General features: G+C 53.2%; 23 protein-coding genes. 17 read left to right on the top strand and 6 right to left on the bottom strand.

All coding sequences use genetic code 11. The annotated features are described in order from the left end of the window. The 16 genes from ABJK56_RS13800 to ABJK56_RS13725 form a co-directional block, all read left to right on the top strand. Nucleotides 1-218: hypothetical protein (locus tag ABJK56_RS13800; protein WP_347245249.1), on the top strand; the 218-nt coding region annotated here is incomplete at its 5' end. Nucleotides 219-309: 91 nt separating this feature from the next. Continuing rightward, the gene (locus tag ABJK56_RS13795) at nt 310-1,107 is read left to right on the top strand and encodes a prepilin-type N-terminal cleavage/methylation domain-containing protein (RefSeq protein ID WP_347245248.1); all 798 of its coding nucleotides are present in this window, start codon (nt 310-312) and stop codon (nt 1,105-1,107) included. Beyond that, nucleotides 1,104-2,276, top strand: a complete 1,173-nt coding sequence (locus ABJK56_RS13790; RefSeq protein ID WP_347245247.1) for a hypothetical protein — start codon at nt 1,104-1,106, stop codon at nt 2,274-2,276. Before ABJK56_RS13795 ends, ABJK56_RS13790 begins: the two co-directional genes overlap by 4 nt. A gap of 42 nt (nt 2,277-2,318) precedes the next feature. Continuing rightward, nucleotides 2,319-2,636 carry a hypothetical protein gene (locus ABJK56_RS13785; RefSeq protein WP_347245246.1) on the top strand — a complete coding sequence of 106 codons (318 nt, stop codon included), beginning with the start codon at nt 2,319-2,321 and terminating at the stop codon, nt 2,634-2,636. 55 nt (nt 2,637-2,691) lie between these two features. Next, nucleotides 2,692-3,003, top strand: coding sequence for a hypothetical protein (locus ABJK56_RS13780; protein WP_347245245.1), 312 nt, complete (start codon nt 2,692-2,694; stop codon nt 3,001-3,003). Between the two features lie 41 nt (nt 3,004-3,044). Beyond that, the gene (locus tag ABJK56_RS13775) at nt 3,045-3,635 is read left to right on the top strand and encodes a prepilin-type N-terminal cleavage/methylation domain-containing protein (RefSeq protein WP_347245244.1); all 591 of its coding nucleotides are present in this window, start codon (nt 3,045-3,047) and stop codon (nt 3,633-3,635) included. Between the two features lie 51 nt (nt 3,636-3,686). After that, nucleotides 3,687-4,793 (top strand): pilus assembly protein PilM, encoded by a 1,107-nt coding sequence (gene pilM, locus ABJK56_RS13770; RefSeq protein ID WP_347245243.1) that lies wholly within the window; start codon nt 3,687-3,689, stop codon nt 4,791-4,793. Nucleotides 4,794-4,808: 15 nt separating this feature from the next. Continuing rightward, nucleotides 4,809-5,537, top strand: coding sequence for a PilN domain-containing protein (locus tag ABJK56_RS13765; protein ID WP_347245242.1), 729 nt, complete (start codon nt 4,809-4,811; stop codon nt 5,535-5,537). Nucleotides 5,538-5,582: 45 nt separating this feature from the next. Continuing rightward, nucleotides 5,583-6,119: a hypothetical protein gene (locus ABJK56_RS13760; protein ID WP_347245241.1), complete on the top strand. Its 537-nt coding sequence runs from the start codon at nt 5,583-5,585 to the stop codon at nt 6,117-6,119. An 81-nt stretch (nt 6,120-6,200) separates the two neighbouring features. Beyond that, nucleotides 6,201-6,839 carry a hypothetical protein gene (locus ABJK56_RS13755; protein ID WP_347245240.1) on the top strand — a complete coding sequence of 213 codons (639 nt, stop codon included), beginning with the start codon at nt 6,201-6,203 and terminating at the stop codon, nt 6,837-6,839. Nucleotides 6,840-7,227: 388 nt separating this feature from the next. Continuing rightward, the gene (locus ABJK56_RS13750) at nt 7,228-9,153 is read left to right on the top strand and encodes a secretin N-terminal domain-containing protein (RefSeq protein ID WP_347245239.1); all 1,926 of its coding nucleotides are present in this window, start codon (nt 7,228-7,230) and stop codon (nt 9,151-9,153) included. Between the two features lie 654 nt (nt 9,154-9,807). Then, nucleotides 9,808-11,301 (top strand): ATP-binding protein, encoded by a 1,494-nt coding sequence (locus ABJK56_RS13745; protein ID WP_347245238.1) that lies wholly within the window; start codon nt 9,808-9,810, stop codon nt 11,299-11,301. A gap of 19 nt (nt 11,302-11,320) precedes the next feature. Next, nucleotides 11,321-11,740: a response regulator gene (locus tag ABJK56_RS13740; protein ID WP_347245237.1), complete on the top strand. Its 420-nt coding sequence runs from the start codon at nt 11,321-11,323 to the stop codon at nt 11,738-11,740. 80 nt (nt 11,741-11,820) lie between these two features. Then, nucleotides 11,821-12,168, top strand: coding sequence for an STAS domain-containing protein (locus tag ABJK56_RS13735; protein ID WP_347245236.1), 348 nt, complete (start codon nt 11,821-11,823; stop codon nt 12,166-12,168). A gap of 104 nt (nt 12,169-12,272) precedes the next feature. Next, nucleotides 12,273-14,018 (top strand): ATPase, T2SS/T4P/T4SS family, encoded by a 1,746-nt coding sequence (locus ABJK56_RS13730; protein ID WP_347245235.1) that lies wholly within the window; start codon nt 12,273-12,275, stop codon nt 14,016-14,018. 147 nt (nt 14,019-14,165) lie between these two features. Next, the gene (locus tag ABJK56_RS13725) at nt 14,166-15,365 is read left to right on the top strand and encodes a type II secretion system F family protein (protein WP_347245234.1); all 1,200 of its coding nucleotides are present in this window, start codon (nt 14,166-14,168) and stop codon (nt 15,363-15,365) included. 157 nt (nt 15,366-15,522) lie between these two features. On the opposite strand, the gene ABJK56_RS13720 is transcribed toward ABJK56_RS13725, so the two are convergent. The 5 genes from ABJK56_RS13720 to ABJK56_RS13700 form a co-directional block, all read right to left on the bottom strand. Continuing rightward, the gene (locus ABJK56_RS13720; protein WP_347245233.1) at nt 15,523-16,308 is read right to left on the bottom strand and encodes an SDR family oxidoreductase; all 786 of its coding nucleotides are present in this window, start codon (nt 16,306-16,308) and stop codon (nt 15,523-15,525) included. Nucleotides 16,309-16,359: 51 nt separating this feature from the next. After that, nucleotides 16,360-17,820 carry a decarboxylating NADP(+)-dependent phosphogluconate dehydrogenase gene (gene gnd / locus ABJK56_RS13715; RefSeq protein WP_347245232.1) on the bottom strand — a complete coding sequence of 487 codons (1,461 nt, stop codon included), beginning with the start codon at nt 17,818-17,820 and terminating at the stop codon, nt 16,360-16,362. Nucleotides 17,821-17,966: 146 nt separating this feature from the next. Further along, nucleotides 17,967-18,839, bottom strand: coding sequence for an HAD family hydrolase (locus ABJK56_RS13710; RefSeq protein ID WP_347245231.1), 873 nt, complete (start codon nt 18,837-18,839; stop codon nt 17,967-17,969). Between the two features lie 65 nt (nt 18,840-18,904). Next, nucleotides 18,905-20,200 (bottom strand): diphosphate--fructose-6-phosphate 1-phosphotransferase, encoded by a 1,296-nt coding sequence (locus ABJK56_RS13705; protein ID WP_347245230.1) that lies wholly within the window; start codon nt 20,198-20,200, stop codon nt 18,905-18,907. 911 nt (nt 20,201-21,111) lie between these two features. Continuing rightward, nucleotides 21,112-21,459, bottom strand: coding sequence for a P-II family nitrogen regulator (locus ABJK56_RS13700; protein ID WP_347245229.1), 348 nt, complete (start codon nt 21,457-21,459; stop codon nt 21,112-21,114). A gap of 505 nt (nt 21,460-21,964) precedes the next feature. Here ABJK56_RS13700 and ABJK56_RS13695 point away from each other — a divergent pair. Further along, entirely contained in the window at nt 21,965-24,109 is a 2,145-nt protein-coding gene (locus ABJK56_RS13695) for a thioredoxin family protein (RefSeq protein ID WP_347245228.1), read from the top strand. Between the two features lie 16 nt (nt 24,110-24,125). Here the strand turns inward: ABJK56_RS13695 and ABJK56_RS13690 are convergent, their stop codons facing one another. Beyond that, nucleotides 24,126-24,926 (bottom strand): hypothetical protein, encoded by an 801-nt coding sequence (locus tag ABJK56_RS13690; protein ID WP_347245227.1) that lies wholly within the window; start codon nt 24,924-24,926, stop codon nt 24,126-24,128. Nucleotides 24,927-25,153: the final 227 nt, after the last annotated feature.

Raw genomic sequence — 25,153 nt, 5'->3', positions numbered from 1 at the left:
CACCACCGGCGATAGCGTCCGGTTTGGAAAACTTTCGGCGAGAGGTCAAGGTTCAGTACGTTTCGAGCGCGAATTTTGCACAGCCGCTTTCTGGGACTTTGGTGAGTGATTACCGGCGGGTGGAAGTGACCGTCTACTGGAAAACTCCCTTGGGCCAGTTTCGCCCCATGGCTAGCGTCGTGCGGGTTGTCGGTCACGCGCCGACTGAATCGTGGTGAGGTATTCATGCCACCTAGGCATTCGTGTTTTCTACAGAGCGACCATTGAGCCATGGTTCAAAACGCATCACCTGATTACTCGTGTCATAGAATGCCCAACAGACACCAGAGGCTCGCACTCACACTTATTGAAATGCTCCTTGCTATGGCGATCACTGCCGTCCTGATCGCAGGGGTGGTAGCGTTAGCCAAAGTCACCGAAGACACATTTGAGACAGCCAATACGGCCATTGAAGATGTGCAAGTATGGAAAACCATTACACAGAGGATCAATCGTGCGCTTCAGCACTGTTATGCGAATGAGCAATTTCCCGGCGCGATTGTAGTCTCCCGCGTTGTTAACGGTTTCAATTTTCCTGAGAGCTTGGTGGTTTGGACGCCGGTTGATGGCAAGCCTGTCGATCCCGCTGGCCAGCCGCGACTGAAGGAACTGGTATTTTTCATGCCGGCGGAGCAAGCTCCCAACGAATTACGGGAATACACAATACCAGACTCCCAGGTACCGGCACCGGCTGTGGAAGACATCGCAGCATGGCGCTCACTAGTGGAGCAAATTCGCAACAATTCTGCTTTGCCGAGTATTCTTCTTACCAACAGGCTGCGATACTTCTTATTTGGTTCTCAAAAGTTGGGGGCTGTTCGCTTTTATTTAGAAATGGCGCCTCCCTTTGCAAAGTGGAAGAATATGTCAGTCAATTGGGAAGATCTCTCGTGGCCTCAGGGTCTCTTTGCCCCCGACACAGGACAACGAAGGGTGCGAATTCGTACGGAAATTCAACTGGCTCCGTCGGCGAGCTCTGCTGAGTTGGCGTCGTCATATTGTCGGACGTTTATAGGCTCGCTTTCCTACTATTACACTCTGCGAAAAGAAAATAGAGTCACCCAATGAGTGTTCAATTTGCAACGGAAATGATCAACCACTATTTGACTAAAAGGCGTTCACAAAGAGGCGGCTTTATCCTTCTCGTTGTCCTCTTAACTGTTGTCGGCGCTATGGCGCTGGGGTACAGTGCACTTTGTGTCATGAGTGTTCACTATCGGATTGTCCGAAACGGGCAACTTCGAGCAAAAGCAGAAACGGCCGCCGAGTCTGGGTTGTCGATTGCCTTTGCCAAGATGTTTTCCTCAAGTTGGCCAGGTGTCGGCACGGTCGTGGCGGGATCCTGTGCCCCAAATGAGGCCTTCGAGGTCACTTATTTGGCTGGTGATGCAACCCTTCAGGCTGCTGATCCCGATTATGTTCGTTATCCGTACCGAGTTACTCTCAAAGCGAAGGGGAGTGCCTGGCTCCCGGGGGAAAGTAACTATCCTTCCGTGTGCGAGAAGACGTGGGTTGTTGAGTTGGTACCGCGGGCGCTGGCTCCCGAGCCATCGGATTGGGACACTATCCAAAAATACACGATTTATCAAACAGGTTCCGATATTAATCGATTTAACATACCGTGTCAGATCGACGGTCCTGTGCGTTTTCAGGCCGTCGTGCGAATTGCTCCGGATTATCCGAGCAACAATCCCAGATACCAGTACTTATCGGATTTGTACGCAATGAAGCAAGCGGGCTATCCTGACTACCGACCATTTACAGGGATAGTCCGCTGGCCCGGTTATTTGCAGACGCTGGATGACCTCAACGCTCTATTGTGGTTGGGTGTATCAGTAATTTCAGTTGTGCCTCAATATCCCGGAGGGGATCTTCAATCTCCGGCTACATTAAACCAGTATCGCGTATATCCCGGGGGGCCTGTTTATACGGTGCCGCAGTTGCCTGATATCCTCGCAGGCGTGACTATGGTGCCAGATCCTCTGACAAATCCCTGCGGTTTGTATTTTCGCTCAGGAAATCTCACCTTACAGGACAATGTTCAGTGGACAGGAACGGTTATTGTAACAGGCGATGTGATCTTATCAGGCAGCAACGTGTCGTTGCGGGCCGTGTCGATGCCTCCTGTGTCAAATAAGCAGGGTGCAGTAGAGCTGCCAGTCCTGGTGTGCAAAAATCTGCGTGTCGAACCAGGGACGAGGCGACAAATCGAAGGTTTAGTGGGCGCGTTTGGCTAAGTTCAGATCAAAAAGGCATCCGACACGACGGATGTCCAATTTTTGGGAAAAGTTTTTGCCACCAGATTTAGGATCGATCCGCGCACACCCTGGGATTCTGTGGATTGGGACAAAAAACTATCCGACTTCCAGAAGCAAAAGCCCAATGCTACGGGCGACAATAAGTATTTCCCGCTATGGTTGCGCCAGTTTGGTCTGGATCCGGCACCTAAAGTGCGGTTTACAGACCGAACACCGGTGATCACATACCATTGGAAAGATGCCACGAACACGGTATATGCGCCAGCTCCCCAGGATTACACAGCGATCGAAAGCACCCCGGGCCTGCGATGGAAAATAGTGAACGTTGTAGAAGATTGATAGGACATCTATCCCGAAAACATGGAATCTCTTGGATGGGAAGAAGAGATCAGTTATGTCGATTATTACAAGACTGGCGACAAGCGCACTGATTAGCGCGGCGGTGTGTTTTATGCTAGGTTTAGTTCGGGTCCCCTCGATGGCAGATCCGTCGCCGGCGCAGCCACCGTTTGCCAACAGTGTGGAGCAACGGATGGAAATGATCGCCGAGTTGCGAAAAATCAGAGAGTTATTGACACGTCAAAATGATCTAATATCGCAACAAAATACTTTGCTAAAAGAGCAGAACGATTTGCTGCGCAAGCTAACTGTTACTCCCAAAGTCTCAGCAGAGGGGGAAGATGTTTCAAAAAAGTCGAGCCAGTAGTGAAGTAATCATAGCGAGCAGGAAATAAATAAGTTGTTACGATGAAAACTCGGGACGGAGTAACACTTTTGGAACTCATGATCGTTATATTACTTATGGCGATCATAGCGGGGTTGGCGCTGCCAGGTTCACAACCCACTGTGCACGAGCAGCTGCGTGCTGCGGCTAACATTGTGGCCAGTGAGCTGGAGTTAGCGAGGAGTTTGGCAGTCAGTTACAACAGCAATTATACCGTCTTCATTGATGACGTTACGAACGGACTTGCGTTGCGGCATACCGGTGTCAATGCAGTGCTCAATTCGCTCCCGCGAGAGTTGATAACCACTGAGTCATCAAACGAGACAGTACGGATTGTTAACTTGACAAAGTTTCGCGACACCATCGGTGACGTTCGGATCGCGGCGACAGCTGAGCTGGGAGCCGTCATGCGGGCAGAGAAGAAAATCGAGTTCGGTCCCGAGGGAATGCCGACAAGTGGATTGGGATTCATCATCTGGTTGAAGGTTGGCCGGGAGGCCTCCACACGCTATGTGACGGTGATCGTAGACGGAGAGACGGGCAAAGTCACGCGGGGTCCCTTAGACAGTACCCCTCCACCCGCGGGGCTTAGTTCGGATGGGTTAAGAAAATAACAACCTGCCATAAATACTGTCGTTATTCAATAAGCGAAAGGATGACCTGCAGTGTTACGAAGATTGTGGGATCGCCCGAGTCCGATAGGTCTTGACATCGGCACCTGTACGATAAAAGCGATCCAGCTAGACAGTGGCCGGAATGAGGTGCTGGAACTCGCCGAAGTTGATGTGCCACGTTTGCCCAATGATCCGCAGGTAGCGGAAAGCATCATCGCTCAGTGTATTCAGGATTTACTGAAACGCAGACGTTTTTGGGGCAGGCGAGTCGCTTTGGCACTGGGTTTTGACGAAATCACCGTCCAAAGCATTCGGGTTTCTCCTCTGCCCGGGAAAAATATCGGCGACGTCGTGCTGGAGGAGGCCCGAAGTCGAACCAACCTAGAGCTTAACGATGTAGAAATCCGCTTCCTGCCGGCGGGTATCGTGCAGCAGGGAGAGCTGCAGCGGCAAGAGATGGTGCTGATCGTTGCGAAGCGCACTGCGATCGAGCGCAAACTTCGCATCGCGCAACAGGCGAGAGTAATACCGGTTGCTATCGACGCGGAGCCGCTGGCACTCGTGCGGGCGGCGGGGCGTCAGTACCGACGCCAAAGTGATCAGAACCAGACGATGATGTTTGTCCATATTGGCAGTCGTGCCACTCTGGTGGTCACTGTGCGAAATGAACGTCTCCTCTTCGCCAAGTACTTCTCCTTAGGGGGAAGAGAGTTTGACCTCACACTCGCACGGCAATTCCATATTCCAGAAGATTCGGCCAGGGCCCTTCGTCGCAGTTACGGTGACCGAAGAGTCGCGCAGCGCGATCCGGAAGTGGTGGCTACCGTACAGGACACGTTACGGCCAGTGTGGAACCGCTGGCTGGAAGAGCTTTCGCGTTGCTTCCGTTACTGCAATGTGACCTTCCGTGGAGAGCCAGCCGAGAAAATTGTGCTTTCCGGTGGCGAAGCCGCTCCCGAATTACAGGACGTAGTGAGCCGATTTTTTGAGATCCCGGTTGATCTCTTGGATTGCTTCCGGGGAATAAAGTGTACCTCGCGAATCGTGGACTCGGCTGTGTGGGACATCGCGTTAGGGTTAGCGCTTCACTCGGGAAGAGCGCAACGGGAATCCCGGGATACGGTGAGTGTGGAAGAACCATCCGGCGCTCCCACGTGACATCGGGTGTGCAAAATGTCGATTGCCAGCAGGATTGAGCTCGATTTTCTTCCGGTAGCCTATCGGGCATCGCTGGAAAAACGTCGCCGGGCAATTATTTGCCTGTGCGGAATTGGGGTGATTTTGCTTGCGGGGACCGTTGGCGTTGTTCGGCAAGCCTGGCAGCTTGCGGAGTTGCTGAGGCTGCGGGATTCCCTCCGTATTGGATTACCGGTTTTGGAAAAGGCTCGTCAGGAGGAACAGGAGATAACAGATCGACTTGCCAAAGGCTTGGCAAAAGCTCAAGACGTATCGGTGATAAGTGGAGGAGTTCCCGTCGGCTGGCTCATGTATCGTATATTCCTTGCGGTACCGCACGACAACCGACTCGAAGCAATTCGATTGCAACTCGAACGGCCGCAGCGGGAAAACGCATCTGTCAATATGGCATCGGCTGGAGAAAGTACCCAAACTCCTGATCAGCTTCAACGTCAACTTCGAGAATCGTTGGACAGTCTCGAAAATTCTGTTTACCGTGTTACCATCACTGGCCAAGCCGCTTTAGTTCAAGATGTGCAGAGATTCATGGAAAACTTGCGCAGTCTCGGGATTTTCAATGAAATAGATCTCCAGACCATTGATGAACTAAACGGTCAGGATGGTAAAAGCATAATCCAGTTTAGTTGTGAGTGTCGGCTGCCTTATGCTGTATACCGACTGCCTCGTCATCAAGAAGTGAAAGAAGTCGAAATGGACAGGCGATAAGAACCGGGTTGCCGCCGAGATGCACTAACCACGAGGCGCGAATCCATGGTGAGATTAAAACTCAACTTTCGAGAGTCGATCCTTCCCGGCTCCGCGATTCTGCTGGGTGTTGGGCTGGTGCTCTCTCTCCTTCTTCTGGTGAGGACGACACAAACTGTCAAAGCGGAGATACAAATGCTGGAACATCGGGCCCAGGAGTTATCGGTTCAGTCATCAGGCAGCGTGAGTGAGCGGTCACTGGCGGAGGTGGAAGAGTTCCTTAAAGAATGGGAGGCGGGCCAAGTTCGTCCGACTGACATTCCGCAACTGGTGTCCTTTTTGGGAGAATCGCTCCAGCGGCGCCATCTCAGACTGGTTAAGTACTCTCCTAAAGAATGGGTGTCCCTTGGTTGGCTCCAATGGTGTGACATGCGGTTCGAGTTGGTGGGCAGTTCGGTAGCCATTGTAGCGTGGCTCGGGGAGTTTTCGCGGAAAGGATATCCGGTAGTCGTTAAGTCTTGCGAGTTGACCAAGCTAGGCGAGGGAAACGACGAGGTGCGTTGCATTTTAGAGTTTAGCATCTATTCCGAAAAATCCGGTTGATTGATTTAGGGAAAATAGGCCGAATTTCCGATATGAATGACCAGCCGCTGAGCGCGCCCGAGCGGGTTTTAGGGTGTCAAAATGAGCGTATTGGTAAAACGGATTAAGAAGGAATTCAGAAAGCATCCCGCCAAAGCGGTACTGCTGGGTGTGCTGTGCGTGGTGGCGTTCTTTCTGTGGGGACCTAAAATGCTGGGGCGCCGACCCGCCACAGAGAATGGGGGCACTTTCGCGCCATCCGCCTCGATATTGGCGACCTCCATCTTAATGACAAAGCAAACAGGCGAGGAAGGACAGAATGCACAGTTGAGTGTTGAATCCGTTAATGGCGAAAAATGGAGAGAAGTTGCAAAATGGCGAAGGGCTAACTTGGCCGCGCTCGCCCTTCCCTCCGACCTGCGGGATCCGTTCTCCGCGGTGACCATGGAAAGTGGTACCGCCCAGGCAAAGGGTGTCGTGACTGCGGAGAGTTCGCTCGCGGTGATACAATCGATGATTCATTGCACGGGAGTGGTCATTACTCCAAAGCGCCGCTGGGTTATCCTTGATAACAAAAGTTTGGAAGAGGGCAGTGAGTTGACGCTTCGTCACAAAGGGAGTGAATGTCGGATACACGTCGTGAAGGTGTATGCGGATAAAGTTATTTTTGAGATCAATGGCAGAACTCTCGAATATAACATCACAAAATTGGGTATAGTACCAGACCGATCGCAGTTGTAAAGAACTCGAGGTCATTACAGGAGGTAATGCCAACGCAGCTAGCAGAGAAGCAGTAGTAGAGTGTAAAAGCTCTTTCTGCAATCTTTAGGATCACGGATGATTCATGAAGTTCCTTCGCCGAATCCTGGAAATTTTGGTTGTCTGTGCCCTCGGTGTATGGTTTGCTGCCCTGCTGGTATCGCACTTTAGATCCACACCCCGGGCAATTCGCTCGTCGATTAGCCTCAAGAGACAGATCGCGCCACAGCCAGAAACCTCGAACGAGAAGGGGTTATGGCCGTCTCGTCCAGCGACCAGGCAGCCGCCAGCAAGCGGGTGCGTCGGGGCCCCGTCTTCATCCTCCGGTGGAACGCAAAAATCACCCCGCGGGAACATGGAGCGCTCCTTAGTGTCGTTCGACACCCTCGAGCGTGCGGAACCATCTTCGGTGTGTGGAATTCCAGCGGCCGATCCCTCGCCAAACCGCACGGCTTCATTGAAAGGACCGGTATCCGAAGACGTCGCAGAAACGCCGGCCTCAGAGGAAGGAGTTGTTCTCGCCTCCTGGTCGACACCGAATTCCGAGGAGCACTCAGAGCGGGGAGAGGTACGAGTACGTCAGATTCCTGCCGAAACGCGAGACTACTCAGTAGAGCAATTATCGATTGTGCCGCGGATCAAAGAGGCAAATGAAAAGGACACGAGTTCGCCCCGTTCTCCCGCTCTGCTGGTCACGGATCAAGAGAGTGCTCCCGTTGGTGGAAGACCGGGGGAGCTGGAGGTCATCGCGCCACCTCCGCCGATTCTTGAACCCTCCACAGCCAAGAATGACAAAGGCCCCGCGCTTGGGAGCGAAGACAAAACACAAATCGAGTTGCGGGAAGCAGATATTCGCGATGCAATTCACACCCTGGCAAAAGAAGCGGGCATAAACGTGCTTGTCTCTAACAGTGTTCAGGGAAAGCTCAGTCTCTCCCTGAATGATCTAACGCCACGGGAGGCTCTTTTGGCGGTTCTTAAGGCAGCGGGATATGTCTGGTATGAAGACAAGAGAGTGATCTATGTGGGAACATCACAGGAAATAAAACTCCTTGAACAATTAAGTGACCAAATTTCAACGCGAATTTACAGGCCGAATTATGTTTCAGCCAAGGAGTTGGAATCGCTGATTAAACCGCTGGTCAGCACGGATGTTGGTCTTGTCACAGTTTCCAGTGCGGCGGAGAAAGGCATCGCGCCCAATCCAGCGGACGCTGGTGGAGATAGCTATGCTGGATCGGACGTGGTTATTGTGCGTGACTATGAAAAAGTCCTTCAAGAGATTGACCGAATCGTGGCCGAGGTCGACGTGCGCCCACGGCAGGTAGCCATCGAGGCGATGATTTTGAGTGTGAATCTTGACGACAAAGACCAGTTCGGAATTAGCTTCGAACTTCTTCGGAATAAAGGATACATCAAGTTTGGTTGGGGATTTTTACCGGAAAATCTGTCAGATGTCAAATTCGATAATAGCGGCCTGAAGTTGGCCTATCTGGACGCGAGCCTTGGAGCATTTATTAACGCGTTGGAATCGCTTGGAGACACAAACGTTATTGCCACACCACGGCTACTCGTTCTCAATAAACATAGAGCGGAAATACTTATTGGTAAAGAGCTTGGCTATGTAAGTACAACTATAACGGAAACTTCGGCTTCTCAGACTGTAGATTTTCTCAAAGTGGGGGCGCAACTTGTGATACGACCCTTTATCTCCAATGATGGACTTATTCGGATGGAAGTGCACCCCGAGGTGTCCACTGGCGCGGTTCAAATTACGAACAACTTCACGGTACCCAACAAGGATACCACTCAGGTGACTACCAATATTCTCGTTCCCGATGGAGCAACGGTAATCATCGGGGGCCTAATGAGGGAGGACCTTCAAACGACATCATCCCAAATTCCCTTTTTGGGTAACCTTCCCGTCATCGGGGCGGCGTTCCGGAATAAGATAGAAACAACCACAAAGCAGGAAATTATTGTGCTCATAACTCCGCATATTGTTGGTGACTATGAAGTTGCATCAGAAGGACAAAGCGCGAGTGAAATGTGGCGACGACGGCAGCGAGTGGTGGCAGACAATATGAATCCCCTGGGAAATCATAGCGCGTCGCAGAGGTGGGTGGACCAGGCTAGGGTTGCGTGTGCACAGGGAGACTACGCGAGGGCTCGAAAGCTGGCGGAACTGGCAGTAAGATTTGACCCGAACAATGTGGAGGCCATAGCACTGCGGGACCAGCTCGCCGCCGGGAATAGTGGGCTGCAGTCGAGGACGGGGGCTTCCCGAACGCGGTGAGCAGAACTAACACGGTCCATCAGGGTGGCTGAGATAATGAACAGACTCCGGTCGGGAAGAGAGTCAGGATGCAGGCGCCGTTGGTGGGCGATGCTTACCGTCCTTTTGGTGATCGCATTGACGGCTTTGGGATGCCGAACCGAATTTTGGGCTAGCCGAAACAGCCTACCTCCGGATGCAGGGCCCAACGAAACAGTGTCAAGGACGCTGACGGAACAGCGCAGGAATCGTCGGGAGATGGTCGCGCAGGACATCGAGGCCAAGACCGCATGGGCGCGAGCACTCTTTTATAATTCTCCTACTGTGTTATCCACTGGCGACCCCGACACCGGCACCGCAACGGATAGATGAAGTCAGTTTTCTGAATATTCGAAATGCAACACATGTAGTGAACTCGTCGTGTGCTCCAAATATATGAAATATTCCGATTGTAATAGCTAATCTCAGTGTGTGTAAAAAGTTGCCCGTTCCTTGCATGCTTGCGAACCTCTGAGCATCTGTCGCTTTCGTATTCATTGCCACTGTGATTGGACATCTCAAAAGGTGCAATCTATGGTTTTTTGGGTGGAGGTGCACCAAGAGGCTGGGTGGCGAGAATAGTCCAAACCCCGGGATACTGGCCGTCTGCGCCAGTAGTGAGGATCGGCTAACAACATGATGCGACAACACTTTGCCAGTCTGTGCAAACATCTGTGCTGCTGGGGGGCAATATCCGCCCTGGTGATTACTGCATTGCTCCTTGGCGTTGGTACGGTCGGGTGGCAAGTATGGGTCGGAATAGCCGGAGTGTTGATTCTCGGCATGGCCGCCGCACAAAAGTCAGCCCTCTATGCGAGGGAACGCGAAGCGACGCGCGAATGGCTTGAGGAATTAACAAGGCATGTGGAGGCTGTACTCGTGGGAAACGGGGTCGCAGAGCCAAAGATGGTTCCGGAGGCACCTAAAAGTATCAAAGACATAGGGGAAGAGTTCGCCCGTCGATTGCAATGCGTGAGTGAATTTGTGGGCGGGCTCACACAGGCTCAGACAGCGGCAGAAATACGAGCGCGCAAGGCCACGGAACTCGGCCAGCGACTTACTTCGGTTCTCAACGTTCTTCCGGACCCCGTTCTGGTCGTTAACGAATTTGAGCGTGTGGAAATAGCGAATGACGCAGCGCGCGAGTCGCTTGGGCTGACAAACTGCGCGAAGGACGAAGGGGGCTCGTGCCAAGGAAACGAGCTATTCCGGGAGCTGATGGATCGCATCCGGAGGCAGAGAGTCCGCGATGCCCATTTTGATTGGGAAGGAGACTACGGCGATGGACGGCATTTTCACTTTCGAGTGCTCGTGCGGGAATGGCCACTAGACAGACCAGAAACATCGGCAATCTCAGGTCTGACCATTGTTTTAGAAGACACCAGTCCACTGGCCAATCTGCGCAAACGTCACGCCGAATTTGTGTCCGCTGTCAGCCACGAGATGAAAGCACCGCTCGCGGGGATCAGGGCGTATGTGGAACTTTTGGCAGACGAAGATGTGGATGAAACCACGCGCGACGAATTCGTAGCGACTATCGAATCACAGATAGAAAGACTCCAACGGTTGATCGAAAACCTTCTCAATCTGGCCCGGATTGAGGCCGGAATTATGAAAGTCAAAAAGCAGAATTATTCGCTTAATGAGATCCTTGAAGATGCAGCTCGGGTGATGCGTCCCCATGCCGAGCAAAAGCACATCGACTTTCAGTGCGAATTGAGTCCCCTTTATTTAAGCGTGGTTGCAGATCGAGATCTCCTGCTGCAAGCTGCCATCAATTTGTTATCCAACGCGATTAAATACACTCCAGATGGTGGAAGAGTCATTCTCAGAAGCCGGATGGAAGAAGAATATGCTGTATTTGAGGTGGAGGACACCGGGGTGGGATTAAGTCCCGAAGACTGTCAACGGGTGTTTGAGCGATTCTATCGCGTCGAGTCGCATAAAAATATGGCTCCGGGCACGGGGCTTGGATTGCCGTTAACCAAGCATATCGTTGAAGACGTCCACGGCGGGCGAATCGCTGTCCGCAGCGAGATTGGCAGGGGATCAACCTTCGTGGTCGAAATACCACGTGCCGTGGCAATGGGCGGTTCCTTCAACCGGACGATGAGCGTGGGGAGCCGATAAAAGACAGGAGGAACTAGGCGTGACAAAACGGATATTATTGTGCGATGACGAACTGCCTATTTTGCGGGCAGTGGAATTCAAACTTAAAAAAGTTGGGTTTTCTGTAATGGTGGCGCAAAACGGGGAGGCAGCGTGGGCTGTTATTCGAGAGTCCCTTCCGGACCTGATTGTTAGCGATTATCAAATGCCCATATTAGACGGGCTCGGGCTTGCGAAGCGAGTGCGTGAGAATCCAACGACCCAGCACATACCATTTATTCTGCTGACTGGTAAAGGATTTGAACTCGACCAGGAAGAGCTGAGGGCGCGATTGGGTATCACTCGCGTTTTGTCTAAGCCGTTTAGTCCCAGGGAACTGGTAGAACAAGCAACAGAGATTTTGCAAGGTGCTCAGTATAACAGCGAGTCAGCAGCGAAACCGTGCGGCGAAACTGGTTGAAATGGACGCTTAGTACGTCTGCGAGACTTGCCGGTACTGTGTCGTCCTTGGTGTTCAAAATGTGATAGGGTCAGATAGAAATGAACTTCTCACATGAAATATTCGGCAACGTGGCTGTCGTTCATGCGCCGGACGAACTGACTGAGGGACAAGTGCCCGCGCTCATGGAGACCTGCGACCGACTTGGATTTGCGCATATTGTTCTGGAACTCGATAGTACGGAGGTTATGGACAGCGCTGCTTTGACAGCCCTGCTTGACCTTGATGACTCACTCGTGGCAAAAGGTGGCGGTCTGAAGTTGGCCACAAGTAACGCAATTAACCGGCAAATACTGCGTCTAACCAAAATTGATCAAAGAATCCAGGTTTTCGACTCCCTGGTGGATGCGGTGAAGAGCTTTCGGTGGAGTACACAAGAAAACGGTTGACGGATACTAAACGGTAAATACGCTCGGCCACTTTTTAATATTCCGCGACCGGAAAGCAGGTGGGGAGAGTACATGGAGATGGAGAGCAGAGACAGCGACGGGATATGACAGATATCGTCGGCAAAAGGCGACATAAACGGCTCGGGGACATTCTGATCGAAAAAGGATATCTCCAGCCGGCTCAGTTGGAAGAGGCGCTCGAGCAGCAGCGTCTCACGGGGCGATCACGGCTTCTGGGCGAAATCCTTTTGAGTCTTGGTTATTGCACCGAGGAACAAATCGCAGAATGCCTGGCGGAGGAACATGGCCTGCCGTTTGTTCGGCTGGAGCTTCGGTATTTCGACCCAAAGGTTGTTGATCTATTCCCGCGCGATTACATCGAGAACAATTGCATATTGCCTCTTTTTCGCATCAGGGACGAGTTGACAGTAGCGGTTCACGAGCCGTCAAACCTTTTCCTGCTACAGGAAATTGAGTATTTGACCGGACTTCGGGTGAATCCGGTCGTAGCGACTCAGCGCGACATCCGACGGATGATAGCTTCGCTTCCCAACGCAAGCGTTCTGGTTATTGACGATATCATCGATGATGCGGAATCCGCGGACGTCACTCTCATTGAGGAGGCAATAGAAGATATCGGAAATCTTGCCGAGATTGCTGGTCAGTCGCCAGTGATCCGGCTTGTGAACTATATCATATTTAATGCAGTAAAGGAAGGCGCAAGCGATATTCATATTGAGCCTGCTGAACGCTGTGTAAGAGTGCGCTATCGGGTTGATGGACGCTTGCAAAAAGCTCTGGAACTTCCCGCGCATTTGGCTGCCCCCATTAGCAGCCGTATTAAGATCATGGCAGGCATGGACATCAGCGAACGGCGCCTTCCTCAGGATGGCCGCGTCAACGTAATGTTAGAAGGCCGGAAGATCGACCTGCGGGTGAATACATTTCCGGGACAGAGAGGTGAGAAGACAGTCATACGAATTCTGGATACTCGAGGTGTTTCCCTAAATCTGGAGGATCTGGGATTCTCGGAAGACATTCTCAATCAGTTGAAAGTCGCGATACGCGCTCCCAACGGGATTATTCTTGCGACCGGCCCCACAGGAAGCGGCAAATCCACCACACTGTATGCCTGCTTGAACGCTATTTCGTCGATGGAAAACAATATTTGCACCGTTGAGGACCCTATAGAATATCATCTCCCGTTAGTGAATCAATTTCAAGTTCAGGAAAAAATTGGGCTCACATTTTCCAAGGCACTGCGGACGCTGCTCCGGCAAGATCCGGACGTGATCATGGTAGGGGAGATCCGTGATGAAGAGACCGCCCGAACGGCAATCCAAGCGGCGTTGACCGGCCATCTTGTGTTCAGTACGCTTCACACCAATGATGCAGCGTCTGCCATCACGCGTCTTGCCAATATGGGAATTGAGAGTTATCTGATTTCGGCAGCCCTCAATGCTGTATTGGCTCAACGGCTATTACGGCGTATTTGCACGAAGTGTCGCCACCCCTATGAGCCACCAAGGCCGTTGAGGCGTGCCCTTGAGCGAATGGGATGCCAGTGCGAGGTGTTTTATAAAGGAGTTGGTTGTAAGAATTGTCGTAACACGGGTTACAAAGGGAGAATCGGAATACATGAACTATTGATCATCACAGACGATATTCGCGACATGATTGTCGCGGGTGCGAGCGCCCATCAGATTCGCAAGGCGGCAGAGGCAAATGGGATGGTAAACATCCGCCAGGACGGATTTCGGAAAGTGCAGGAGGGGCTCACCACTATCGAAGAGGTGTTGCACGCTGTGGGAGATATCGTCGAGCTGGCTGAGGCAGGAGCCGGTGGGTAGAAATGACAAATCACTCCATAGGGCCATCGACTAAGTAAATATGGAATAACAACTGAAGACTAAAGGGAATAGGCGAGGACTGTGCGGGCGGTTGTTATGCAAGTGGGTGGTGCTTTTTAGAAGATAATTTGGCGAAAGTCACGATATATGAGACTGCAGCCTAATTCAATCATTGCATCGCAAACGACCTCGAAAAGCCCCAGTCAGGCGAATGCCATAAAAAACGTTGTCCAACGCCTGAAAGAAAGCAGCACGCCAATCGGGCAAGTTGGACCGGTGGAAGATGATGACGAAGACGACGTTTCGCCGCTGATTAGGGTGCGGCCTCGTGACCTCATTTCCACAACCGAGCAGTTGGCCATCCTAGTGGAATCCGGCGTGACGCTAGCGCCCGCGTTAGCCGCTGCGATTGAGGAGGAAAGAAACCCGGCAATGCGCGCCGTGTTACGAAAGGTCAAAGAGTGCGTCGAGGCAGGGCAGGATTTTTCGGGCAGTATTGCGCAGTTCCCTCGGGTGTTCAACGCGACGTTTGTCGCGCTTGCGAAAGCTGGCGAGAAAACCGGAGCGCTGGGGAGTATGTTACGCCGGGCTGCTGGCTATATGCAGGCGGAATACGAGACGCGAAGCAAAATCCGATCAGCAATGATTTATCCGGCCATTATGCTGGTTATGTCGATTGCGGTGACAACATTCCTGCTGACATTTGTCCTTCCCAAATTTGTTCCCGTCTTTGAATCGCGTCATGCGAAGCTTCCCAGTATCACCGTTGCGATGCTGGCGCTTTCAGGTTTTGCGGTGAAATATGGTCCGGTTCTCATATGCGTTGCCGGGAGTTTGGCAACGGCGGGTTACGTTTTTCGAAAAACAAAGAGAGGTCGCGAATGGTTAGACGCGTTCAAATTACGGGTTCCTTTACTGGGGAATGTGGCAAGAAAGGTTGCACTGTCGCGAAGTGTACGGACGTTGGGCACGCTCTTAGGTTCGGGAATATCCGTCCTTGAAGCGCTCGAGCTGGCTGCCGAAATTGCGGAGAACGCTGTAGTGCGAAAGGCCTGGCTGAGTATCAAAGATGGACTGATCGAGGGAAGACGAATTTGCGATTGCATGAAACAGCATGCGATATTTCCTCGGTCACTTGTTCAAATGGTCGCAGCAGGAGAAGAAACAGGGAATCTCGATGCCGTACTGGAAAGAACGGCAGAATTCTATGAACGGGAACTGGAAACAACGATTAAAACCGTAACCAGTTTGATCGAACCCGCTATGATTATTGTGATGGGGGTGGTGGTGGGCACGATCGGGTTGTCACTGCTGTTGCCAATCTTCAGCCTGAGCCGTCCGGCTTAGTATCGCAAGTCGCCGGTTTGGAGGAAGAAAGTTATTCGGTCAGCCGTCATCAAATAAAACAACAGCACAGATTTTGCCTGCGCTGTTTGGAAGCAACGATAATATGTCTCGAGGCTGGCTTAGTGGTATTCTCGGCGGCAAGGGTTCATGAGGCGATTTAGAACCATGCAGCGGTGAACCCGCCATCCACGTAGAATGCGGCGCCAGTAATGTAACTTCCCGCCTTAGGCGAAAGTAGAAGCAGGGCAGCTCCGATAAGTTCATGCGGCTCACCGAAGCGATGCATCGGCGTACCGCTAATGATATTTCGCACGCGCTCTTCGTCGAGAAGTTTGCGGTTTTGCTCGGCGGGAAAGAATCCGGGACAAATGGCGTTGACACGGATTCCCTTATCACCGAATTCGTTGGCTATGTTCTTAGTCAGATTGACTACGCCAGCTTTAGACGCTGCGTAGGCGAAAACTTTGGACAAAGGGAGGAACGATGTAACCGACCCGATGTTCAAAATCGAACCGCCACCCGCCGAGAGCATGTGTCGAATAAAAACCTGGCAGGCTTCGAACACACCTTTCAAATTAACGGCCATGATTTTGTCCCACATTTCGGGGCTGGCATCCAGAAATGAACTTCCAGCATTGATGCCAGCGCAATTTACCAGGATTTCCACGCGTCCCTTGATTTTTAACGCGAAGTCCAAGAGCGCTTCAATCGAACGCCGATTGGTTACATCGACCAAACAGTAGCTGACACGCTCTCCGAATTGTTTGAGCTTTTCAACGCGTTTCTGACAAGCCTCCTCAGACAGATCAGCCACGACGACATGCGCGCCTGCACGCATGATGCCCTCGCAGAGGGCTCCACCCAGCTCGCCGGCGCCGCCGATGACGACGGCAACTTGGCCGTGAAGTCCAAAGAGGTCTTCCAGATATTCGGCAGTGGTCATTGGATTACTCCTGCTTTTTTATGTTCAATAGTGTGAACATGTGAGCGGAGACTACATCGCGGTTTCCTTGGGTGTTTTCCGTTCAGAGAGCCAGTCGGTATGGAAGGGGCCCTGACCGGGCTTATCAATACGCTCGTAGGTATGCGCGCCAAAATAGTCTCTTTGAGCCTGGATCAGATTGGCAGGCACAACGGCCGACCGATAGCCATCGTAATAGGTGAGGGCGGCTGCAAAGGCTGGAATCGGGATCCCTAATTGCACGGCGACTGTTACGACGTGCCGCCACGCCGGTTGGGCTTTCTCGACCGCTTGACGGAAATAGGGTGCCAGAAGGAGGTTTTCCAGTTGTGGATTCTCGTCAAAGGCTTCTTTGATGCGTTCGAGGAATACGGCCCGGATAATGCAACCGCCTCGCCACAACATGGCAATACTGCCGAAGTTCAGTGGCCAATTGTATTCCTTGGCTGCCTCGCGGAGTTGAACAAATCCCTGCGCATAGCTGACAATTTTGGAGGCGTAGAGCGCCTGCCGGATCTCTTCGATAAAGGCCTTTCTATCGCCGTCGTACCGCCCACCCCTTGGGCCGTGTAAGATTTCGGCAGCGCGAACACGTTCGGCCTTCAGTGCGGAAAGATTTCGCGCATGGACCGCTTCTGTGACCAAAGTGCTGGGAATACCGAGGTCAAGGGCGTCCTGACTCATCCATTTACCGGTACCCTTGGCTCCCGCTTTATCGAGAATCAGGTCTACGAGATATTGACCAGTCTCTTTGTCAATAACGCTAAAAATATCGCGAGTAATTTCGATAAGATACGAGTTAAGTTCTCCCTGATTCCATTGATCGAAAATGTCGTACAATTCATCGTTGGAGGCTCCAAGGGCGTGTTTGAGGAGCCAATAGGCTTCGGCGATCAATTGCATGTCGCCGTATTCGATGCCATTATGGACCATTTTGACATAGTGGCCAGCGCCGCGGGGCCCGACCCAATCGCAGCACGGAATATCTTTGTTTGGGCCGACTTTGGCGGCTATTGCCTGAAAGATTGGCTTGACGAAAGGCCAGGCTTTCTCGCTTCCGCCCGGCATGAGGCTGGGCCCTTTGAGGGCACCTTCTTCGCCACCCGAGACGCCAGTTCCAATGTAGAGAAGGCCTTTGGATTCGACATACTGGGTGCGGCGCTCGGTGTCGGCGAAATGAGTGTTTCCGCCATCAATGAGGATATCGCCGGGTTCCAGAAGAGGAATGAGGTGCTCAATCAGATCATCGACGGCGGGGCCGGCTTTGACCATCATCATGACCTTGCGGGGCCGGGCCAGAGATTTGACTAGTTCTTCGAGTGTCCGACAACCCACAATGCGTTTGCCCTTCGCGGGGCCCTCAATAAATTTTTCCATCTTTTCAGTCGTGCGGTTGTACACCGCCACTTTATAGCCGCGACTTTCGATATTGAGGGCCAAATTCCGGCCCATGACTTCCAGCCCAATTACCGCGATGTCACATAAATCGCTCATCTTCGCGTCCTCGTGCTGATTGTGACGGATCGTGCTAAAGACCAACAAGAATCAATTGTCCCTTATTTGCTGATTACTGACAACCTTTTGTGGTGTAATTACCAGGATAAAGCCGTAGGAAGCTGAATGCTCTCTCGTTTCACGTCTCAGGCATCCGGTTCTTCAACCCAAGGGGGATCCGCCGGCAAAGCGCGATCGAATTCCGCGATCAGTTGAGATTGATACTCGCCGCTGAAGGATCCGTTTATGAAATGCTCAATTCCTCGTTTGAAGAATTCTTCCCAGCTCTGCTCTTCCTGGCCGGGGTTGATTGGGAAAAAGAGGGCTGAGTTGGCCTCTGCTGCTTTCTGGTCCCCAGGAGCGTCTCCCACCATGAGAGTATGTCCTGGTGGATACTGACTTCCGAGTGCGAGAAAGTCTTTCTTGGTTCCGCTTTCCTGACCAAGAATGGCCCGGACGTATTGGTCTAATCCGTGCTCCGCCCACTCTCGTCTGAGGGCTTCTTCGGGAGTAGCGGACACCACGATGATATCAGCGACCTCGCACAGTCGTTCGAGACTTTCTCGAACATAAGGGAACGGCGGTACGCCCTTGACCATCCACTCAACGGTTCGATTTACAGCTCGTGACCATTCGAGAGCGTGTTTTAGGTCCGCATCGCCAGTGGAATTGACGGCTTCCTCGAGTGCCGGGTTGCCGAGTTTTTTCTCGTTTTTTATCCAGCTCTTCAGCGATTCCGGCACTCGAATCTGAACCCGACGTGCTTTCACTTCTGGTCTGCGCCGGAGGCGTTCCAGCGTCTCTATGAGTGCTGGGAAACGATTTATTCCTCGACTTTTTGAATACAGATTGACGAATTCAGCAACTTCGCGGGCGTACTTGCTTACGCCCTGAAGATTGTAATAGTAAATGATGTTTGGAATGAAACACTCCTTGTGTTTCAATTCCATCGTGTCGAATGCGCACCCATCTGAATCGATACCAACGAGAAAATCTTTCTGTCGTGTGAAGGAAGTCATGTCACTCCCTGCTGCTCAAAGATGATGACCCTTGGTCTGACTTTGTCCTTTACTCTGCAAGAGCCTCAACTTTTTCGCGTCCGGTCGGCCTGAGGGATGTAAGACGGCAATTTCTTCTCAGCGAAAATAGGTTGCAGACGCGTGAGTCGCTGCCTGCCATCGATCATGGGGAGAGTGAGCATATCGTCGCCAATAAGTGGTCGGGCATAACGAATAAAGTCATCGGTGACATCATTTCCGCCGGGGGCGATCCATTGTTTGGGGAATTTGCGCTCGCTGTTGGCCACCACCTTCAGCGGAACTTTGTCGTAGCGGACTGTGTAAATGGGACCTGGATTTCGAAGGATGGTAGCCATGAACCCGGATTCTCCCCGCGCTGCCAAGAGTGCTGCTTGTTGGCCGACTTTGTACGCTTCTTCCAAGTCCACGGTGGAAGCGTAGGCCATCGAATGCCGCTGGTCGGTGCCCGGCACGTTGCCACGGGCGGCCCCTTTGGTGGGGAGACCTTTTTCGTTCAAATAGTTGACTAGGATTTGGCAGACCGTCAACTTGCTGGAACTGTACGAGGTGTGGCCGAAGGCGTCCTTTATCTCACCGAGGTTACCCACCTCGAACCCCTCGCTAATAACGATCATGCATCGGCCCCGTTTTTTGAGCATATCGTTGACTTCATCTGCGATTTTTTCGAGGGGGCACGAACATTCTGCGAGATAAATCAGAAGGGGCATTTCCCGGTGAGGGTCTGCCAACCGCGCGGCTGCAGGGATGAAGCCAATTTTTCGCCCCATCGCCTGCATGACGAGGACCGGGTCGGCTGGACAAGAGCCTGCGTTTTCTTCGTTGGCATACTGGACCATGTGGGTCCAATACTTTGCTGTGGACCCGTATCCTGGGGTGTGGTCGACAAGTTGGAACTCGCTGTCGCCCACGTCATTGTCGATGGTTTTCGGAACGCCCACTGCGACTAAATCCAGCCCTTTCGATTGAGCCAAATCGGCAATTTTCTGGGCGGTATCCATCGAGTCGTTACCGCCGATGTACAGAAAGTACCCAACGTTGTGAGCTCGAAAAACGTCGATCACCCGTTGGAAATCTTCGGTTTGTTCGGGTTTCAATTTGTATCGGCAGGTGCCGATCGACCCGGCCACGGGGGTATAGCGTAGAAGAGCGATTTCTTCCGCAGGTTGGGAGGACAAATTGATGAGCTCTTCTTTGAGCACGCCTTCAATACCATGCCGCGCCCCGTAAACTGTTCCGATAGCGTCGAGATCGCGGGCGGCCTCGATGATTCCACGCAGACTGTTATTGATGACCGGTGTTGGTCCGCCGCTTTGGGCCACGACGAGGTTCTTTTTGGCCATGCCGACTGTCCCTCACTGGTGGTTGCCTAACAGAATCACTGATGGCTCAAATAGGAAACGCTGTCCGCTCCCAGAGACACACGCAGCTTCGAGATCGCGCACTGCAGATGGGATATGACCCGTCCCTTCCGTCGAACCTTTGCGGCGGGCGATCCACTTTAAAGAGGCTCTGTCCTCTGGCAATACGCTTTTGACGCTAGCCTGGCATTTTTCGTCGCCCACTCCGCAAACTCCCAATTCTATTGGCCACGTTTGACTCCCACAACAGGGGGTTGGGGCGGATCCGCGACCGCGATGTGGTTCCCGCTCATAGGAGGATCACCGCCATTCATCCGTCCAGTCTGAGAGCACCCCACTGGGCGCGACGGGACAAAGGGTACTTGCCGATCATGGAATCGCTTCCACGTGGGTACGGCAGGTTGAGAGGGGCCTGACCAGGCAGACGAGCTCCAGTAACAGGGGCCGCTACAACTTAATGACGCCCGCGGATCAAAAAGCCGTAAAAAATCGGGAATCTACGCCGTCTGGGGAGATTTCGATCCTAACCGGACGCAGACAACGGGGACACCGCCCTTCATACGCGGTGCCGTGACGGTTGAGGTAAATACGGGCGTAAATCCCGCAGCAGCGAAAATGGATGCCGAGAAAAGAGCGACCGGGAGAGTGGTTGATCCTCTGGCCAGTGCTAGGCTCGCTGGACAGATCAAGTAGCTTTCCCGGCTCGGGGGTGTTCCGTTCGTCCATAGGCCGGACCGTTCGAAAAGTCCGCTAACTTACCAGAGACAGTGCCTCCGAATTGGATAATAGCCACAGTCGGCACCGCCGCCTATTGTCGACGCTTGCCCACTAGCCTGGCATTTTCCGTCTTACGTTGGGTTTGGCAACAAAGAGTTTGCCCTGTCAGGAGGATGTCACACGGCACCCGGCCCGCGGAGTCCGTCTTCAATTTGAATCGCCTCTTCTACGGGCAGAACAAAAATTTTTCCATCCCCGATAGCGCCTTCCTGGCCAGTTCGCGCGACCTGCGCAATTGTATTGACGGTTCGTTCGAGAAAATCGTCATTCACCACTATCTCGAGGGCAATTTTTCGCAACAGTTTCGCTTTGTATTCATGGCCCCGGTAAGTATCCGTGTGTCCTCGCTGGCGACCATACCCCTGCGCATCACACACGGTCAGGCGCGTCACTTCGATTCTCTCGAGTGCTCCCCGAACCGACTCGAGCTTCGGAGGCTGGAGAACTGCTAAAACGAGCTTCACATGAATTCTCCTTACGCGGTTACCAGACCCGCTGACACACTACTCTCAGGTCGCTTCTGTATCCTAGAGCCATGGGTGGAACGCGTCAACCATCAAGCACACTATCGGGGCGGGAAAATCGGCCGAGGGAGTAGGATCAGGCAGCGGTTGGAAAACTGGATTAGCAGGCGAAGTTGGGTTATGTGGGAAGAAAGAGCGAGGGTAACCAAGCCCGATGCTCGCGCGTCTAACGCTATCAGGTCACCGACGAGAGCTATGTGACAACTGTGACAGCGGTAAAATACACTGTACTCGGATGACCGAAAAGTCACTTCGGATGATTTGTGTTCGAGGGAATTCAATGATTTGGTGCACGGACCGCGCTTTTTGCGAAATCAGGCATTTAGAACACGGGAAAATGAGCCTCCAGCGCCGCGACAGCCTTTCAACGGGATTTCATGATTCGAAAAGTATCCGACGGAACGGGTTATTTCGGCAGAAGGAGGGGCGTGTTTATGGGAAAAAGATGGTTAACGTGGGCCACCGATGGCAACGGTTGAAATGGCGGGGTTGGGGCGTTCTTCTTGTTGTCCTCCCCATGATGCTGGGGTCGGGATTCGTGCCCGCAGGTGCTGAAGACGGATTCTCTGGCGGTCTTTACGCGGGGAGTGGCGCTAGCCAAAAGGTAAAAGTGGAGGCTTACGTTACCCGGCTGCCTGGAGTGGACAAGCCAGTGCTTGTGGTCAAGGCTTCGGTTGAGCCAGGATGGCACATCTACTCTCTGACGCAGGGTCCGGGGGGGCCAGTTCCGACAAAAATCTCGGTGTTGGGACCAGAGGGGATAAAACTGGCAGGTCGTATGGTGGTGTTTCCAGATCCCGAGACTCATCGGGAAGCGGCTTTCCCCGATATCCTGGTGGAAAGCCACGAGGGATCTGTTCATTGGGCCGGGGAGCTGGAGGTCAGTCATGCGCCGGGAGATTTAAAAAATCTCGTTGTCGAAGGGAGTTTTCTCGCACAGCCGTGCGACGCCAACTCGTGTCTGCCGCCGCGGAGCCAACGATTCTCGGCGAAGTACACGGAGAGTCCGCCGATCGAGGAACGTATTCTCAAAGAGCTGGCAAAAAGACTTCAGGCGGCAACCCTAGGCGGCACAGAGAAAGGCACGCCAGGCGGTCGTGGGCCGGCAAAAGAGGCGACTGAGTCGCAGGGCCAAAAGGAGATGGGAACTCCGAGAGGAGAGCAATTGTTGCCATGGCAGCCGTTTTCTCTTGAGCGATTCAAGCAGTTCGTTGGGCCCGAGTTCAATCCCGATCAGCTCAGGATCACACTTTTTAACCAATCGTCCTCCATCTGGTACCTGGTTTTGCAGATGGCAGCCGGTTTTGTGGGGGGAATCTTGCTCAACGTCATGCCGTGCGTGCTGCCTGTTATCGGCCTCAAGCTGTTTGCCTTCATGCAGCAGGCCGGGGAAAGTCGCTGGAAGGCATTTTGGCTCAATGTTTGGTACAGCATCGGTTTATTGAGCGTGTTCGCCCTCTTGGCAGCCCTGGCGATTACTCTTCAGTTTGGATGGGGCCATCTGTTCCGGTTGGCGGGCTTCAACGTCGTCATGGCGGCAGTGGTCTTTGCCATGGCGCTCGCTTTTCTGGGGATTTGGACGATTCCGATTCCTGGCTTCGTTGGCTCGGGGCGAGCAGCGGAGCTTGCCGAAAAAGAGGGGGTGTTGGGGGCATTTTTCAAGGGTGTGTTCACGACTTTTTTGGCAACGCCATGTACGGGGCCCTTTATGGGGTCGGCGCTGGCGTGGGCCTTCACCCAACCACCGCTGACCGTCTTTCTCGTCTTCATGAGCGTGGGCCTTGGCATGGCGAGTCCCTATCTGGTGGTGGGCTTGTTTCCAGAGCTCATCCGCTTTCTGCCGAAGCCCGGTCCGTGGATGGAAGTCTTCGAGCGCGTCATGGGGTTTGTGCTCTTGGGAACCGTTTTGTTCATCCTGACCTTTTTGGACTGGCCTTATATCGTGCCCACTGTGGGCCTTCTGTTTGCGATTTGGGCCGCGTGTTGGTGGGTTGAACGGGCAGCCATGACGGGTATCACTCTGCGAAAAGTCCGGGCCTGGGTGGGCGCGGTAGGGTTTGTTGTTTTGGCTTGGTTGCTGCTATTTCCTGGAATTCCGGTCCAAGAGCAGAGAATTGGTGGGTTGCTCCGAGTTATGGAGGAGCGTTTTCGAGAGAGAGTCCAAGAGCTTGCGCTGCGGGAATCGGGGCCCCAATTGCAGAGTTCGTTAATGGCCAATCAAGTGGAAGGTAACAGCCCGGGAAAAAGCGGTGGATTCACGGTGCTCGTTGATTGCACCGCGGACTGGTGTTTAACCTGTAAAACGCTGGAAGCGACGGTCCTTAATTCCCGACCGGTCCGCGAGGCTCTCCGCGAGAACCGGGTGGTCTTGCTCAAGGCGGATTGGACTCACGAAGCTCCGGAGGTGACTCAGTTCCTCAAGTGGCTGGGCTTTCAGCAGGTGCCAGTAATCGCGATTTTTCCGGCTGATCGGCCGAACGAACCGATCATCTTCACCGGCTGGTACACGCAGGGAGACATCCTCCGGGCGCTTCAGGAGGCCGGGCCCTCCCGCAACACTTTGTTGCCTGGTGGAGGACTTGCCGGTTGATGGTCGGCCGCGGGTCTTACTCGGTTTGGGCTGAGGGATGCGATTTCAGGTTCTCAGGCAACTTCGAGGTTGAAGCCAACTCGCCAGGGACGTCTGCCTGTTCGGGGTGACATTGTTGGAGTAAAGAAAGATATTTTTTCCGGTAGTCCCAGGCGATCCAGGAAGCGAAGCACATTCCGGCAGTCGTTATTGCCGTTGCGGCAACGAGAAGAAACGGCCAGCGGGCGTCGATCGGGGCAGAAAAAGTTGCCCTCGCCCTTTGACTTGCCGCCGTGTCAGCCCCGTTTTCTTGCGGTGAGATGGATTGAGTGGACTGTTCCCCGGGTTCGTCCGGCGGGGAGGGACCAGACCCATCTATCGCCTGGCTTTTAGCGGGCCCGCTACTCGGATGAGAGCTCTCATCTACTTGTCTATTTCCGCTGTTCGGACTTTCATTCTCGGTCGGGATGAGAGCCACAGCAGATTGTGCGGTGGCAATCGGCCCTGGGGGTGAGCCCGGCGGGGTGGCTCTCAGACCAGGGCTTGCACTTGGCGGCCGACCCGCGTGGGCCGCCGAGGGTAGTTCCTGGGAGTTTGAAAATGCTGCTTCGGGAAGTTTGCGGGGGAGAGGGCCGCTGCCTACAACGACCCGGTAGGTCGTAATGGGAGGCAAATTCGGTGGCACGTCGCTGGCAGCAAGGATATCGCCGGGGCGAAGGTTCTGCAGTTCTTCGGGTGATATTTGAATAATGTACTCGATGCCTCCGTCCCCGGAGGGTTGCCACCCAACGTCCACGCCGCAGCAGAGTAGTAGAAGGAGAGGTGCACCGTACATCATGGGATCGAAGCGGCTCCTTACGAAACCGGGTGAACTTTTGCTATCAAGTTTGACCGCGCAGGGCCCCTGATGCCCGAGGGTTATTCAGAGGTTCTTCGCGAGGGTGCACTTGCAGTTCAATCCGAAGTGCTGTGATTGATCTCGTCCATTCTGATAGACTCCGCCGTCACAGACAATCTGAGCGTCGGAAAAAAGGAAACCGGTGCAGTACGGCCGGTACGTTGCAG

This window comes from Thermogutta sp. (assembly GCF_039793925.1).
Lineage (GTDB): Bacteria > Planctomycetota > Planctomycetia > Pirellulales > Thermoguttaceae > Thermogutta.
The sequence above is the reverse complement of the archived record's forward strand: the minus strand, read 5'-3'. Positions and strand labels throughout refer to the sequence as shown.